Annotated in this window: 14 protein-coding genes; 2 read left to right on the top strand and 12 right to left on the bottom strand. The window is 66.8% G+C overall.

The window, feature by feature from the left end; all coding sequences use genetic code 11:
- Positions 1-418 (top strand): IS3 family transposase (locus tag VA602_RS25705; protein ID WP_323454682.1); only part of this gene is annotated, 418 nt, incomplete at its 5' end.
- Between the two features lie 180 nt (positions 419-598).
- Here VA602_RS25705 and VA602_RS25700 read toward each other — a convergent pair.
- From VA602_RS25700 to VA602_RS25645, 12 genes are read right to left on the bottom strand one after another with little or no spacing between them, the layout of a single operon-like run.
- Positions 599-1,243, bottom strand: coding sequence for a hypothetical protein (locus VA602_RS25700; RefSeq protein ID WP_323454681.1), 645 nt, complete (start codon positions 1,241-1,243; stop codon positions 599-601).
- Complete coding sequence (gene gspM, locus VA602_RS25695) at positions 1,240-1,626, bottom strand: type II secretion system protein GspM (protein WP_323454680.1); 387 nt, start codon at positions 1,624-1,626, stop codon at positions 1,240-1,242. The genes VA602_RS25700 and gspM overlap by 4 nt, the downstream gene beginning before the upstream one ends.
- Positions 1,623-2,696, bottom strand: coding sequence for a type II secretion system protein GspL (locus VA602_RS25690; RefSeq protein WP_323454679.1), 1,074 nt, complete (start codon positions 2,694-2,696; stop codon positions 1,623-1,625). The genes gspM and VA602_RS25690 overlap by 4 nt, the downstream gene beginning before the upstream one ends.
- Positions 2,693-3,280 carry a type II secretion system protein gene (locus tag VA602_RS25685; RefSeq protein WP_323454678.1) on the bottom strand — a complete coding sequence of 196 codons (588 nt, stop codon included), beginning with the start codon at positions 3,278-3,280 and terminating at the stop codon, positions 2,693-2,695. The genes VA602_RS25690 and VA602_RS25685 overlap by 4 nt, the downstream gene beginning before the upstream one ends.
- The gene (locus VA602_RS25680; RefSeq protein ID WP_323454677.1) at positions 3,277-3,645 is read right to left on the bottom strand and encodes a type II secretion system protein; all 369 of its coding nucleotides are present in this window, start codon (positions 3,643-3,645) and stop codon (positions 3,277-3,279) included. The genes VA602_RS25685 and VA602_RS25680 overlap by 4 nt, the downstream gene beginning before the upstream one ends.
- On the bottom strand, positions 3,642-4,079 hold the full coding sequence (gspH, locus tag VA602_RS25675; RefSeq protein ID WP_323454676.1) for a type II secretion system minor pseudopilin GspH: 438 nt from the start codon (positions 4,077-4,079) through the stop codon (positions 3,642-3,644). Before gspH ends, VA602_RS25680 begins: the two co-directional genes overlap by 4 nt.
- Position 4,080: 1 nt before the next feature.
- A complete protein-coding gene (gene gspG / locus VA602_RS25670) occupies positions 4,081-4,515 on the bottom strand; it encodes a type II secretion system major pseudopilin GspG (RefSeq protein ID WP_323454675.1) in 435 nt (144 codons plus the stop codon).
- 14 nt (positions 4,516-4,529) lie between these two features.
- A complete protein-coding gene (gene gspF / locus VA602_RS25665; protein ID WP_323454674.1) occupies positions 4,530-5,732 on the bottom strand; it encodes a type II secretion system inner membrane protein GspF in 1,203 nt (400 codons plus the stop codon).
- A 2-nt stretch (positions 5,733-5,734) separates the two neighbouring features.
- Positions 5,735-7,183 (bottom strand): GspE/PulE family protein, encoded by a 1,449-nt coding sequence (locus tag VA602_RS25660; protein ID WP_323454673.1) that lies wholly within the window; start codon positions 7,181-7,183, stop codon positions 5,735-5,737.
- The gene (gene gspD / locus VA602_RS25655) at positions 7,183-9,138 is read right to left on the bottom strand and encodes a type II secretion system secretin GspD (RefSeq protein ID WP_125930630.1); all 1,956 of its coding nucleotides are present in this window, start codon (positions 9,136-9,138) and stop codon (positions 7,183-7,185) included. Before gspD ends, VA602_RS25660 begins: the two co-directional genes overlap by 1 nt.
- A 3-nt stretch (positions 9,139-9,141) precedes the next feature.
- Positions 9,142-9,567, bottom strand: a complete 426-nt coding sequence (locus VA602_RS25650; protein WP_323454672.1) for a pilus assembly protein PilZ — start codon at positions 9,565-9,567, stop codon at positions 9,142-9,144.
- Positions 9,564-11,204: a bifunctional UDP-sugar hydrolase/5'-nucleotidase gene (locus VA602_RS25645; protein ID WP_323454671.1), complete on the bottom strand. Its 1,641-nt coding sequence runs from the start codon at positions 11,202-11,204 to the stop codon at positions 9,564-9,566. Before VA602_RS25645 ends, VA602_RS25650 begins: the two co-directional genes overlap by 4 nt.
- Positions 11,205-11,430: 226 nt before the next feature.
- Here VA602_RS25645 and VA602_RS25640 point away from each other — a divergent pair, with 226 nt between their 5' ends.
- Complete coding sequence (locus VA602_RS25640; RefSeq protein ID WP_323454670.1) at positions 11,431-13,494, top strand: PhoX family protein; 2,064 nt, start codon at positions 11,431-11,433, stop codon at positions 13,492-13,494.
- Positions 13,495-13,539 lie beyond the last annotated feature (45 nt).

The following is a 13,539-nucleotide window of genomic DNA, read 5'->3' as shown; positions in this document are numbered from 1 at the left end:
GATCGACCTTTATGCTCGCCGTGTAGTCGGCTGGGCATTTTCGATGATTGCGGACGCCAGGCTGGCCTGTAACGCGCTGCACATGGCAGCCGAGTCCCGTGGCAAACCGACAGGCGTGATGTTTCATTCCGACCAGGGATGTCAGTACACCAGCCACAAATTTAGGGCTGCACTTGAAGAGTACAGCCTGAACCAGAGCATGAGTCATCGCGGACAGTGTTGGGACAATGCCGCCATGGAGCGTTTCTTCGGGGCCCTGAAATCAGAGTGGATCCCTGCTGAGGGCTATAAAACCGAAGAGCAAGCTCGGGCGGATATCCAGGCTTACTTGGTGCGCTACAACCTGAAGCGCCTCCACAGCTACAACGGTTATGAAACCCCGGTAGCCATGGAGAAAAAGCTGAAGGAAGCGGCATAAAACCTAAACCGGTGTCCAAAATTAGTTGACCAGTTCAAGCCCGCTCCCACAGGGATTGGGCTGGCCTTTAGATTTTGATCAAGACAGTTGCTCCCACAGGGATTGGGCTGGCTTTCGGATCTTTGGATAAGGCCGTTGCTCCGGCAAGCAACAGGCAAGCTGGGATCTCAAGCTCTGCAACTACCACCTGAGCTGCCGCTCGCCCTTGGCCGCATCCGGCCCCAACCACTGGGCGCCGCGCAGCAAGGGCGTCAGCGCAGCATCAGGCTGGACCTCGAATCCGACCCGGGCACGTCGGGCCAGCAGGTCGGCGTCAAGATCGAGTTGGTGTTGGCCTTGCAGCGCCAACCCGCCCTGCAAGCGCCAGTCACTGGCACAACGCATTTCGAGCCAGCCTTGCCCCAGATCCAATGACCACGGCGAGACCAGCGCCAGGTCGTTCACCTGTAGACGCCCCTCGGCACCGACGCACTGTCGCCACACGCCATTCACAGCGACACGCCCTTGCCAGTGCCCCGCCAGACGATAAGCCAGCGCCACACTCGGCGCCGCTTCGAGCGCCTCGACATCCGCGCGCCAGCGCCAGGGCCAACCGCTCAGTTGCGCCAGCCAATCCTGCCCCTGATAACCCAAGCGGATTTGCGCCTGCTGCCGCCAGGGTTGCCACTGCCAACTCAGCGGCCCGACATCACCCACTTGTTCGGCCTGCCCCTGCCAGAGGCTGCCGCTGACCGCCCGGCCTGGCACCAGCCAGCTCGCCGGCAACTCGACCAGCAGCGTGACCACACACACCAGCACTGGCCATAGCAGCACGCGCACACTCATGGCCGAACCTGCAGGTCGAAACGCAGGCGCTTGCCCTGCTGCTCCATGCCCCACTGCAGCGGCTGCGCGCCCTCGCCCTGCAAAGCCTGCAACCACGCCAGCAGCGTCTGCTCGTCCGTGACCGAGCCGCGCACCTGCCAGCCCTCATCCTGCGGCTCGACCGCCGTCAGCTCGATATGCCGGGCCTGAGCGGACTGGCGCAGATGCTCCAGGCTCAAGGCAGGGCCGCCCTCAAGGCTGGCCGCCGCTTCGGCCAGCCCGCGCCACTGGCTCATCTCGGCCCAGCGTGCGCTCGCCTCACGCACCAGGATGACGATCAGCAACAGCGCGATCAGCCCCCATGCCAGGCGCATGCGCTGGCGCTGCGAAATTGCGCGGATCATGAACTGCTCCCCAGATCGAACACCGCGCCCTGAGCCTGCACCTGCACCGCAGCGCCGACTGCAGCGGCCATTTCATGCCACGGCGCCAACGTGCCCTCGCCGTCCAGTTGCAGATGCCAGCGCTGCCCATCGAAGCGCACTGCGCGCAAGCGCCACTGCGGATGCGCGTGCAACCAGGCCTGCAACTGCTCCTGCAAGCCGTCGAGCCGGCGCAGACGCAAAGCCCGTTCGCCGTCGGCGTCACGCAACCGCTTGAGCGCCTGCGCGGCCTGGCGCGGCGTGGCCTGCGGGCCGGTGACGGCCAGCACCTGCTGGCGATACAACTGAGCCTGACGCCATTGCTGGCTCAGCCACAGACCGCTCCAGACAGCAGCGAGCACCAGGCAAGCAGCAATCAAGCGCTTCTGCTGCCCAGTGACATTCAATGACCGGCGCGGGCGACGCGTTTCCCGTAGCGTCGGCAAGGTATCGAGATCGGCAATCCGCTGTGGCCAGCGCCCATCGACCTGCTCAAGCATCTGGGTATCCCACGGCGCAGGTACAGGGCCCAACATCTGTGGCCAGGCCAGCCAGTGTTCTGCGCCATCCTCGTCGATCCGCGCATACAGGCTCGACTGCTCCTGCCGCCATTGCCATCCACAACCGCGTTCAAGCACCGGCAAGAGCTGGAACTGCGACCAGCAACGCTCAACCTCCAGCCCCCACTCCGCGCATTGGACCAACCAGCCGTCGAGCCGCTCACGCGCCGCCACCACCAGTCGCAGTTGCCCTGCCGCACGGCCGATGCATGCGCAGTGAACTTCATCGCTGCCCTGCTGCAGACGATCTTCCAGTAGCAGCGGCCATTCCTCCCGCTTGAGCCCGGGCGGGGCAGGCAACTGGAAAAGGCTGCACGCCTCGCCCGGCACCACCAGGGCGACTCTGGCGCTCAGGTTCTGCGGCGGGCGGCCCTGCCCTTCGTCACGCAGCACGCCGCTGTCCAGCAGGCACCAGTGCCAACCGCCGTCAGCCACCGGACGCAACAGCAACCAGGGCCGCGCTGGCGAGCGCCGTCGCCATTCAAACTTCATGAGCGCCCCCAGGGCAGGACGAATGTGCAGACATAAGGTGCTCCGTCACGCTGCAGATGCAGGCGCACGCCACGACCGGGGTGCGCCGGTTGATCGGAAGGCCAGGCCAGCCAACTGCCGCCCTGGAAATACAGAATGCTCATCTCGCTGACCCGCTCCAGGCGCTCGCGGACCACCCAGCGCGGCTTGTCGGCGGCGTAGAGATCGGCGGAGGTTTCCAGCAGCACGCGCTGCTCCCTGGGCTCGAAACGCAGGCGCTGACGCTGCAAGCGCGACCCCCCTTCGGCCTGGGGCCAGGCCGCAGCAGCGACCCACAGCAACTGCTGGTTTTGCGCCTGCCAATCGAGCCAGCGCGTGGCCAGCGGCAGGCGCTGCTCGTACACCTGGCGCAGTACCGGGCTGTCGAAACGGCGCTCCAGCGCCAGGCAGAACTCCAATACGCCGGGCTCGTTCTGCTGCTCGGCGAGACGCTCGCGCACCGTGAGCCAGCCATGCACCAACGCCGCCAGCAGGATGCCCAGCACGGCGGTGAGCGCCAGCGCGACCATCAACTCGATCAGGGTCAGCCCCGCCTGACGCTTCATGGGCGCTCCAGAAACAGGGTGTACAAGCCCAGCGGTACGCGCTGATCGCGGTCGGCGAACAGGCGGAGCTCGCCACGGCGCAGATCGCGCACGCCGGTGTTGCGCAGTTGCAGGTCCCAGTGGCACACCTGCCCACCCTGGTGCAGCTCCCCGACAGTGCGATTGCTGCCTGGCCAGTACTGCTCGACGGCAAACCGTGCCTGCAGCTCGCGGGCGCACAGGGCGCCGAGGCGGTGCTGCTGCACGCCGTCCTGCACCGCCAGGCGCTGGCGCAGTACCTGGCTGGTGATCACCGCCAGCACCGCGGCGATACCGAGCGCCACACTGACTTCGAGCAAGGTGAACCCACGCTGGCGACGCTTCATGGCAGCACCGCGACTTGCAGCCGCCCTTCGCGGCCCCAGCTCCAGCGCTGACCACCGTCGGCACTGCGCCAGTTCACCTTGCCGGGCCTTGCCCAGCCTTCGGGGGTGAACACCAGTTGCGGCGTTGCTGCGCCTTGCCAGTCTGGGCGCAGGTCCTGCGGCCAGTCACCCAGCGTGACCGGCTCCACCACCCAGCCGGTACCGTCATGGCGAACGAACTCAGGACGCTTGCCGTTCCAGCGCAGGCCACGCAACTGACCGGTGTGGCGCGCCACGGCAGACTGCTCGCGGGTCGCGGCAACCAGCCGCTGCATGGCCTGGTCGACCCGCGTACGACCGTTGTCGAGCCAGGCCACGCTCAAGCCGGTCATCAGCCCGGCGATGGCCAGCACCACCAGCAGTTCGAGCAGGCTGAAGCCGCGCTGGGAGGGCAAGTCAGAGCTCCCAGTTGCCCAGGTCGGCATCCAGCCCTTCACCACCCGCCACGCCGTCGGCGCCGAGCGAATAGACATCGACACGACCATGCTCGCCCGGCATGCGGTACTGGTACGGCGTGCCCCACGGGTCTTGCGGCAGGCGACGGATGTAGCCATCGCTGCGCCAGGCACGCGGCAGCGGCTCCTGGGCCGGTTTCTTCACCAAGGCAGCGAGGCCTTGCTCGCTGCTGGGAAAGCGCAGGTTGTCGAGGCGGTACATGTCCAGTGCCTGCTCCAGGGTGGCAAGGTCAGCCATCACCTTCTGGCGCATGGCCTTGTCCTGGTTGCCCAGCACGCTGGGCGCGACCACCGCGATGAGCAGGCCGATGATGAAGATCACCACCATGATTTCCATGAGGGTGAAGCCGCGCTGACGCTTGGCGCGATGGTGCATGCAAAGACTCCTTTTCACAGTTGCAGACCCTGGTTGAGCTGCATGATCGGCAACAGCACCGCCAGCACGATGAACAGCACCACGCCGCCCATCACCAGGATCATCAGAGGTTCGAAGAGCGCCATGGCAGTGTCGACCTGGCGGGCGAAGCCGCGCTCCTGGTCGTCGGCCACGCGCTCGAGCATGTCGGCCAGGGTGCCGCTGGCCTCGCCGCTGCCGACCATGTTCACCAGCAATGGTGGAAACTGGCCGCTGGCATCCAGCGCACGATGCAGGCTGGTGCCGCCCTGGACCTGCAGGCGCACCTGCTCCAGGGCCAGGCGGATGCGCTGGTTGGCGACCGTTTCGCTGGCCACCTGCAGGGCTTCGAGCAGGGCCACGCCACTGCCGCAGAGAATCGCCAGGCTGCGCGCCAGCCGTGCGCTCTCCAGCACTTGCAGCAGGCTGCCGATACGCGGCAGGCGCAGCAGCAGGTCGTCGCGGCGCAGGCGCCAGTGCGGCTTGCGCAACAGCCAGCCGCTCAATAGCGTCAGCGGGAGCGCTGCACCCAGCAGCCAGGGGCCGGCACTGGCCAGGCCCTGGCTGATGGCGATCAGCAGCGAGGTGATCAGCGGCAGCGCCTGGCCGGAATGGGCGAACTGCTCGGTCAGCTTGGGCACCACGAACGTCATCAGCCCCACCACCACCGCCAGCGACACGCCCATCAGCACGCAGGGATAGATCAGCGCAGTGCGCGCCTTGTGCTGTTGACGCTGGACCTGCTCCAGGTGATCGGCCAGGCGCGTCAACACCTGCGCCAGGCGCCCGGAGCGCTCGCCCGCTTCGACCAGTGCGCAGTACAACCCGGTGAACGGCGCACCTTGCCGGGCAAGGCTGCGGGCCAGGCCCAAGCCTTCGGCAAGCGCGCCGCGCACCGACACCAGCACGGCCTGCAAGGCAGGCGCGCGCAGTTGCCGTTCGAGCGTGGCCAGGGCATCGACCAAGGGGATGCCAGCCGCGGTCAGCGTGGCCAATTGGCGGGTCAGCTCGCACAGCTGGGCACGGCTCAGGCGCTGACGGCGCGGTTGCCGCAGGCTGCCTTCGTGGCGTTGCAGCTTGCGCGCGAACAACCCCTGCTCACGCAACAACTGGCGGGCATGGCGCTCGCTGTCGGCCTGCACGCTGGCTTTGTGCGGTTTACCTGCCAGGTCCAGGGCCTGGTAGCGATAGGTCGGCATGCTCAGCCCTGCACCACGCGCAACACCTCGGCCAGGCTGGTCTCGCCACGGGCCAGGCAGTCGCTGGCCATGGCCACCAGGCTCTGCCGACGCGTGGCCAGGTGCGCCTGCATGGTCACTTCGCTGGCGCCCTCGTAAAGCAGGGCGACCAATCCTGTATCCAGCTCGATGAATTCATACAGCCCCAGGCGCCCGACATAACCACTGCCCTGGCAACTGTCGCAGCCCACGGGGTGGTGAGTGGCCTGCAACGCGGCCAGCTCCGGCCACAGGCGCCGCTCGGCGGCGAGCAACGGACGCGGCTCGGCACAACTGCACAGGCGTCGGACCAGGCGCTGGGCCAGCACCCCGCGCAGGCTGGAAGCGATCAGGAAGGGCTCGATGCCCATGTCACGCAGGCGCGTCACCGCGCCGATCGCGCTGTTGGTGTGCAAGGTCGAGAGCACCAGGTGACCGGTCAGGCTGGCCTGCACGGCGATCTGCGCAGTCTCCTGGTCGCGGATCTCACCGAGCATGATCACGTCCGGGTCCTGGCGCAGGATCGCGCGCAGGCCGGTGGCGAAGGTCAGCCCGGCACGCGGGTTGATCGCGGTCTGGCCGATGCCGGCGATGGCGTATTCCACCGGGTCTTCGACGGTGAGGATATTGCGGCTGCCGTCGTTGAGGCTGTTGAGGCTGGCGTACAGCGTGGTGGTCTTGCCGGAGCCGGTGGGGCCGGTAGAGAGCACGATGCCGTTGGGCCGCGCCAGGCACGCGCGCAGCCCTTGCAACGCTGCGGCGGGCATGCCGAGGTTGTCCAGTGCCAGCAGGCTGGCCTGCTTGTCGAGCACGCGCATCACCACGCGCTCGCCGTGGATGCCGGGCAGCGTCGAGACTCGCACGTCCACCTCGCGCCCGGCCGCGCGCAGGGTGATGCGCCCGTCCTGGGGCTGGCGTTTCTCGGCGATGTCCAGGCGCGCCATGACCTTGATTCGCGACACCAGCATGGCCGACAGCGCACGCGGCGGGCGCAGCACTTCGCGCAGATGCCCATCGACGCGCAGGCGCACCACCAGGCTCTGCTCGAAGGTTTCGATGTGGATGTCCGAGGCACGCAGGCGCAGGGCCTGGCCAAACAGGCCGTTGATCAGGCGGATCACCGGGGCTTCATCGTCGCTTTCGAGCAGGTCTTCGATACGCGGCATTTCGCTCATCAGGCTATCGAGGTCAACCTGCTCGCCGATACCTTCGATCAATGCGGCGGTGGCCGAGTCGGCAGCCTGGTAGAGCTGGCCCAGGCGCTCGTCGAAGGCGGCGCGATCCAGGCGCTCCAGGCGCAGTGGCTGGCCATGCACGCGCAGCAGCTCTTGCACCTGGTCGCTGTCGGCATCCTCGCGCAACCATAGCTGCCAGCCCTGCTCGTCCGGGGCCATGGCAACGCCAGCCTGACGCGCCAGGCGGTAGCCGAGCATCACCAGTCACCGCCTTCAAGCCGCGCGCGGCTGGCCGGAAACGCCTTGAGCAGCGCGCCGCCTTCGGCGAGTTCCGGCATCTGCAAGGCGGTGTCCTGCTGCAGGCTGCGGTACTTTTCCTGGCTCAGCCCGGCAAGGCTCGGCCCGTCACGCATGATCCGCGGGCGGATGAACACCATCAGGTTCTGCTTCACGTTGCGGTTGCTGTCGGAACGGAACAAGCGGCCCAGCACGGGGATGTCGCCGAGCAACGGCACGCGCTGGTTGCTGGTGGTGGATTCGTCGCTGATCAGGCCACCGAGAATCACCAGGCCATTGTCATCGACCATGACCTTGGTCTTGATCTCGCGCTTGTTGGTGATCACATCGCTGGCGGCGCGCGAGTCGGCGATCGAGGACACTTCCTGGACGATGTCCAGGCGTACGCTGTTGTCGCTGTTGACCTGCGGCTTGATGCGCAGCTTCACCCCCACCTCCTTGCGTTCGATGGTCTGGTAGGGGTTGGCGTTGTTCTGGGTCACGGAGCCGGTGACGAAGGGCACTTCCTGGCCCACCAGGATCGACGCCTCGGCGTTGTCCAGGGTCAGCAGCGTCGGGGTCGACAGCAGGTTGAAACCGCTCTTGCCCTTGAGCGCGTTGATCAACATGGCGAAGTTGAAACCGCCGCCGAAATGGCCGATGCCGGCGGTGGCGCCCGTGGTGGCCGAGAGCAGTTTGCCCAGTTCCTTGTTGTCGCCGCTGGCGGCAGCGCCAGCAATGTTGGCGATGTTCACCCCGTTGCTGCCGAAGTTGACGATACCGGCACCGAACTTCTCGTCGGCGAACAGCCATTGCACGCCGAGCTCCTGGGCGCTGCTGTCGGACACCTCGGCGATGATCGCCTCGACCACCACCTGGGCGCGGCGGATATCGAGCTGCTCGACGATGTTGCGGTAGGCCGCCAGCTCGCTGTCAGGGCCGACCATGACCACCGCGTTGGCGCCTTCTTCATATTCCAGACGCACGCCCGAATCGCTGGCCGTGCGTACCGGCGCCTCCTTGCCTTCGCCTGCGGGCGCATCCGGCACCCCGCCGTCCTGGCCGAGACCACGCAGCACCTTGACCACCTCCGCAGCATTGGCGTGACGCAGGTAGATCACCTGGGTGTTGCTGCTGTGCAGGTTGTCGCTGGGCCGGTCGAGTTGGCCAAGCAGCGCACGGACGCGCTCGCGGCTGTCGGCGCTGCCGCGCACCAGCAGCGCATTGCTGCGCGGGTCGGCCACCACCTGGGCACTGTCGGCGCCCTGTTCGCGGGCCAGCAGCCGCGTGACCAGGGGCGCGGTGTCGGCGGCGCTGGCATGCTTGAGCGGCATCACCTGCAAGGGCTCGTCGCTGACCTGGTCGAGCTGGCGCAGCAGCTTGTCGATGCGCTCCAGGTTGCTGCGCCAGTCGGTGACCACCAGCAGGTTGGCGGCAGGGTATGGGGTGATCACCCCGACCCGTGGGTCGATCAGCGGCTTGAGGATGCCGAGCATCTGTTCGCTGGCGGCGTTGCGCACATTGAATACTCGGGTCGCCACGCCGTCGCTGCCCTTGCTCTGCTTGCCGGCGTTCTCCACCGGCACGGGCTCCAGGCGCGCGGCCTGGTCGGGGACGATCTTCACGCTGCCGTTGGGCAGGTCGACGGCGGCAAAGCCCTGGGCACGCAATTGGGCGAGGAAGATGTCGTAGATGGCTTCGGCGTCGTGGCGGTCGACGGTGCGTACCGTGACCTTGCCGGTGACCCGCGGATCGACGATGAACGTGGTGCCGGTGATGCGCGAGACGCTGTCGATGAACTCGCCCATGTCGGTGTCGACGAAGTTCACCTCGTATTGCGGCACGCCCTCTTCATCGACTTCAGGGTCTTCAGCCCAGGCCTGCGCAAAGCACAGGCCGAGGCTCAGCACGCAGGCCACAGCGTATCTTGCGATCATTGCTCATCCTTGCCGCTTGAAGCCGGTCACGGCGGGCCGTGGCGGCCAGGGCAGGCGCTCGCGCCGCCCTTGGTTGTCGAAAATCAGGCCATCGGCGTCGATGTCCTGCAGCACGATCCCTGGCGCCAGGCGCTGGCCGCGGCCCAGGGTGCGGACCTGCTGGCCGAAACGCAGCACCACCACGGTGGCGGACAGCGGCTCGGCCTTGAGCCCGCCGAGGTATTGCAAGGGCAGGCGTGTCAGGGGGATGCCACCCTCTTCGGGTGGCGCCTGCCAGTGGCCAGCCATCAGGCCTGGCAAGGTCGGTGTCTGTTCACGCGGGGCACTGAGCGGTTGCGGCTGGCGACTCAGTTGCAGGATGCACTGGGCAGCGAGCCAGCCGGCCAGGGTCAGCAGCAGCACGTTGGGCAGGCGCGACAGCCCGATCACGAGGCCACCTGGCGCGGATGCCACCCCGGATGCCCTTGCACATAGCGCACCTGGGGCAGTTGCAGCGGCGCCAGTTGCCAATGCGGCTCCTGGCGCGCCAGCCAGGCCTCGACCTTCTGCCACAGCGGCTCGCCGGCCTGGGCATCGAAGTGCAGGCCGAAGGTGCGGCACAGGCCCTGCACCGTGGGCAACCCGGCGACGCGCTTGCCCATCGGGCTGTAGCTGACCTGCCAGGCGTGGCCTTGCCAGCGCGGCAGGTCCTGGCTGTTGTCGAGCAGCAGCGGATCGCCGAACAACTGCTCGGCGGCATTCTCCAGCACCTGTTCCACCTGGCGCGCAGGAGCATCGACCACCGGCGCCGGGTAGCCGCCGGTGAGGCTGATCAGGTGCTCGCGGGTGATCGCCTGGCCAGCAAGCAGCGGATGGTCGTAACGCAGGCCCGGCAGCAGCACCGGCATGCTCGAGCCGTCGGCCAGAGCCTGGTGCAGGAGACGATCCCAACTGCCGCCACGGGTATCACGGCGCCACAAGGCCTGCGGCGCACGGGCCAGCGGCTGGTCGAGCCAGGCGGCATGACCGGCGCGCTGCTGGCGCAGCGTGCTGCGTAACTGGCTGGCACGCGCCTGGGCAGTGGGCGAAAGTTGATCGTCGAAAGCGGGCACGAAGCGCGCCTCGAATCGCCACTGCCCTGCTGTGTGCTGACAGCGCAGGCGATAGACGCCACTGGCGCGACACCCGGCGAACAGCACCGGCACCTGGCGCCCCGACGCTTGCGTGACAGGTACCGGAGTCGGCCACAGATCCTGGCCACGGGCACACAGCAGCACATCGATTTCGTCGATCCGCTCGGCAAGCCACAGGCCGGGGCCAGTGCCGACATCCGCCAGGGCGACCACCAGGTCGGCCTCGCGCCGGGCTTGTCGGAAACTTGGCAGCAATGATTGGTACCACTGCTTGAGCGAAGCTTTCTGATCCTGGGCGTAAGGGTCAGTCACACCGACCACCGCAATGCGCACGCCGCCGCGCTCGAACACGCGCAGGGGCTCGACACCCAGGCCCTTGGCCTGTTCAGCACCAAGACCAGCGCCGAGGGTGATTGCAGGGGACTGGCGATAGAGGGCGGCGCAGCGTTGCGGCCACAGCACGCGCTCATCGCTGCTCACACGCACGTCGCTGGCCAGCATGCGGCTGCCTTGCACGCCGCTATCGCCTTGGGTCAGGTAGGCCAGGCCGCTGCCATTCCAGTTCTGGCCGTTCTCCAGGGTCAGGCAGCGCTCGGCGCCGGCCTCGTTGCGCATCTGCTCCATCAGTGCGGCCAATACGGCATAACCGCCGAGGCGCGCCTGGCTGGCCTGGCCGGCATCGAGCAACGGCGCGAGCTCGGCATGTCCGCTACTGGCATGGCTGCCGGTCATCCACGGAGCGCGCCCCAGATGGCTGACCGGCCCCAGGCGCGTGGCAGGCACCACTGGCAGGCCAGGCTCGCGGGCATCGAGGGTGTCGGCGACATAGAGCAGTTCGAGCGACGCATCGCCGCCGCGCTGACCGGGGATCGCGGAGCAGGCGCCCAACAAAGGCGCCAAGGCCCCGACGCCCATCCAGCCAATCACTTCGCGTCTGCGCACACTGCTCGCCATCGACCCCGCCATCCCTAACCTGAGTTCACGTTCGGCCCCGGATATTGGGGTGGCTGCGTGACAGTTTGATGGCAGAAATCCGACAACCGATGCGGTAAAGCTCTGACAAATCTTGTTACTAATAGCGCTAGGTTTTAAAACCCCGTTAATATTTTTGCCAATCAATCATCACACTTGCCCCCTAAAGTCGCGGTTCCTCTTACTCAGCCATTACAAGGACACCCTGATGAGTCGAGAAACCGGCGATAACCTGGACCGGAACCAGAGCGGCAACCTGCCGATGGCCAGTGTGATGGATACCTACCTGAGCCGTCGTACCGTGATGCGCGGCAGCCTCGGCGCGGCCATCGCGATGATCGCAGGCACCGGCCTGACCGCCTGTTTCGACGGTGGTGGCGGCAGCTCCCATCACGATGATCCGGTCACCGAGCCGCCTGTGACCGAACCGCCAGCCAAGCTCAAGCTGGGCTTCCAGTCCATCGCCGGCTCGCGCACCGACGCTTGCGTCGTTGCCGCCGGTTACAGCGCCTACGTGATCGCGCCGTGGGGCACGCCGCTGAACAGCAACGGCAATCCGTGGAAGTCCGACGGCAGCAATACCTCGGCCGACCAGGCCAACGCCATGGGCATGAACCATGACGGCATGCACTTCTTCCCCATCAACGGCAGCTCCGACGATGGTTTGCTGGCGATCAACTTCGAATACATCGAAGCCGACGCGCTGCACCCGAACGGCCCGACCACCGATGGCACTGGCAAGCGCCCGGTCGAGGAAGTGCGCAAGGAGATCAACGCCCACGGCGCCGGCGTGGTACGCCTGAGCAAGGTCAACGGCCGCTGGCAGGTGATGCAGAACGACCCGCTCAACCGCCGCTTCACCACCGCTTCGCTGATGGACATCGCCGGGCCCCTGCGCGGCACCGATCACGTCAAGACCAAGTTCTCGCCGACCGGCACCCAGGCACGCGGCACCAACAACAACTGCGGTAACGGCTACACGCCGTGGGGCACGTACCTGACGTGCGAAGAAAACTGGCCTGGCATCTTCGTCAACAAGGGCGTGCGCCCGGCAGACCAGGTGCGCATCGGCGTCAGTGCCAGCAGCGGCCAGTACAAGTGGGAGACGGCTGCCGGTGATGCCAGCGAGGTCAACGGTGAGTTCACCCGCTTCAACGTGACCCCGACCGGCGCCAGCGCCACCGACGACTACCGCAACGAAGCCAGCACTTATGGCTACATCGTCGAGATCGACCCGTACAACAGCGCCACCCTGGCAGTGAAACGCACCGCCCTTGGTCGCTTCCGCCACGAGGGCTGCTGCCCGGGCCTGGCGGTCGCTGGCAAGCCGCTGGTGTGGTACACCGGCGACGACTCGAACAACGAGTACCTGTACAAGTTCGTCTCCGACGCCGTCTGGGATCCGGCCGACGCCACACCGGCCGACCGCCTGGCCACCGGTGCCAAATACATGGACAAGGGCAAGCTCTACGTAGCCCGCTTCAATGCCGACGGCAAGGGTGTGTGGCTGCTGCTGGACGTGGCCACTCCCACCACCGCCGGCAGCACGCTGGGTGCACTGTACGGCGACCTGCCGGGCATCATCCTCAACACCCGCGGTGCGGCTGACGCGGTCGGCGCCACGCCGATGGACCGCCCTGAGTGGACCGCCGTCAACCCGCTCAACGGCGATGTCTACCTGACGCTGACCAACAACAGCGCGCGTACCGCCGCCAAGGTGGATGCGGCCAACCCTCGCGGCCCGAACCGTCACGGCCACATCATCCGTTGGCACGACAGCGACGATCACAAGAGCTTCACCTGGGATATCTTCGTGTTCGGCGCCAACGCCGCCGGCGCACCGGATATCAACCGCTCGGGCCTGACCGAACTGAACCAGTTCGCCAGCCCCGACGGGATGAGCTTCGATAGCCGCGGAGTGTTGTGGTTCGAGACCGACAACGGTGAGACCACCTTGACCAGCTACACCAATGACCAGTTGCTGGCGGTGATCCCGACCGACCTGGTCGATGCCACTGGCAAGCAGATTCCGGTCAATGCGCAGAACCAGGTGGACCTGCGGCGCTTCTTCGTCGGCCCTAACGGCTGCGAGGTGACGGGGATCAGCTTCACGCCGGACAACAAGACGCTGTTCATCAACATCCAGCACCCGGGCAACTGGCCCTATACCGACAAGGCGACGGATGTGACGCCTGCGGGGAGCCGAGTGCGGCCACGGGCGTCTACCGTGGTGATTCAACGCAATGATGGCGGCGAGATCGGAACGGCCTGATCCGGAGCCTGTCGTCCGCGGTGCTCAAAGCCCGCGGATTGCCTG

Source organism: Pseudomonas machongensis, from assembly GCF_034961125.1.
Classification (GTDB): Bacteria; Pseudomonadota; Gammaproteobacteria; order Pseudomonadales; family Pseudomonadaceae; genus Aquipseudomonas; species Aquipseudomonas machongensis.
Note: the sequence above shows the minus strand (reverse complement) of the source record. Positions and strands in the feature narration are given on the sequence as shown.

Coding starts and splice junctions, on each gene's coding strand:
- VA602_RS25700 (WP_323454681.1), bottom strand. CDS start 1,243: ATGAGTGTGCGCGTGCTGCTATGGCCAGTGCTGGTGTGTGTGGTCACG.
- gspM (WP_323454680.1), bottom strand. CDS start 1,626: ATGATCCGCGCAATTTCGCAGCGCCAGCGCATGCGCCTGGCATGGGGG.
- VA602_RS25690 (WP_323454679.1), bottom strand. CDS start 2,696: ATGAAGTTTGAATGGCGACGGCGCTCGCCAGCGCGGCCCTGGTTGCTG.
- VA602_RS25685 (WP_323454678.1), bottom strand. CDS start 3,280: ATGAAGCGTCAGGCGGGGCTGACCCTGATCGAGTTGATGGTCGCGCTG.
- VA602_RS25680 (WP_323454677.1), bottom strand. CDS start 3,645: ATGAAGCGTCGCCAGCGTGGGTTCACCTTGCTCGAAGTCAGTGTGGCG.
- gspG (WP_323454675.1), bottom strand. CDS start 4,515: ATGCACCATCGCGCCAAGCGTCAGCGCGGCTTCACCCTCATGGAAATC.
- gspF (WP_323454674.1), bottom strand. CDS start 5,732: ATGCCGACCTATCGCTACCAGGCCCTGGACCTGGCAGGTAAACCGCAC.
- VA602_RS25660 (WP_323454673.1), bottom strand. CDS start 7,183: ATGCTCGGCTACCGCCTGGCGCGTCAGGCTGGCGTTGCCATGGCCCCG.
- gspD (WP_125930630.1), bottom strand. CDS start 9,138: ATGATCGCAAGATACGCTGTGGCCTGCGTGCTGAGCCTCGGCCTGTGC.
- VA602_RS25645 (WP_323454671.1), bottom strand. CDS start 11,204: ATGGCGAGCAGTGTGCGCAGACGCGAAGTGATTGGCTGGATGGGCGTC.
- VA602_RS25640 (WP_323454670.1), top strand. CDS start 11,431: ATGAGTCGAGAAACCGGCGATAACCTGGACCGGAACCAGAGCGGCAAC.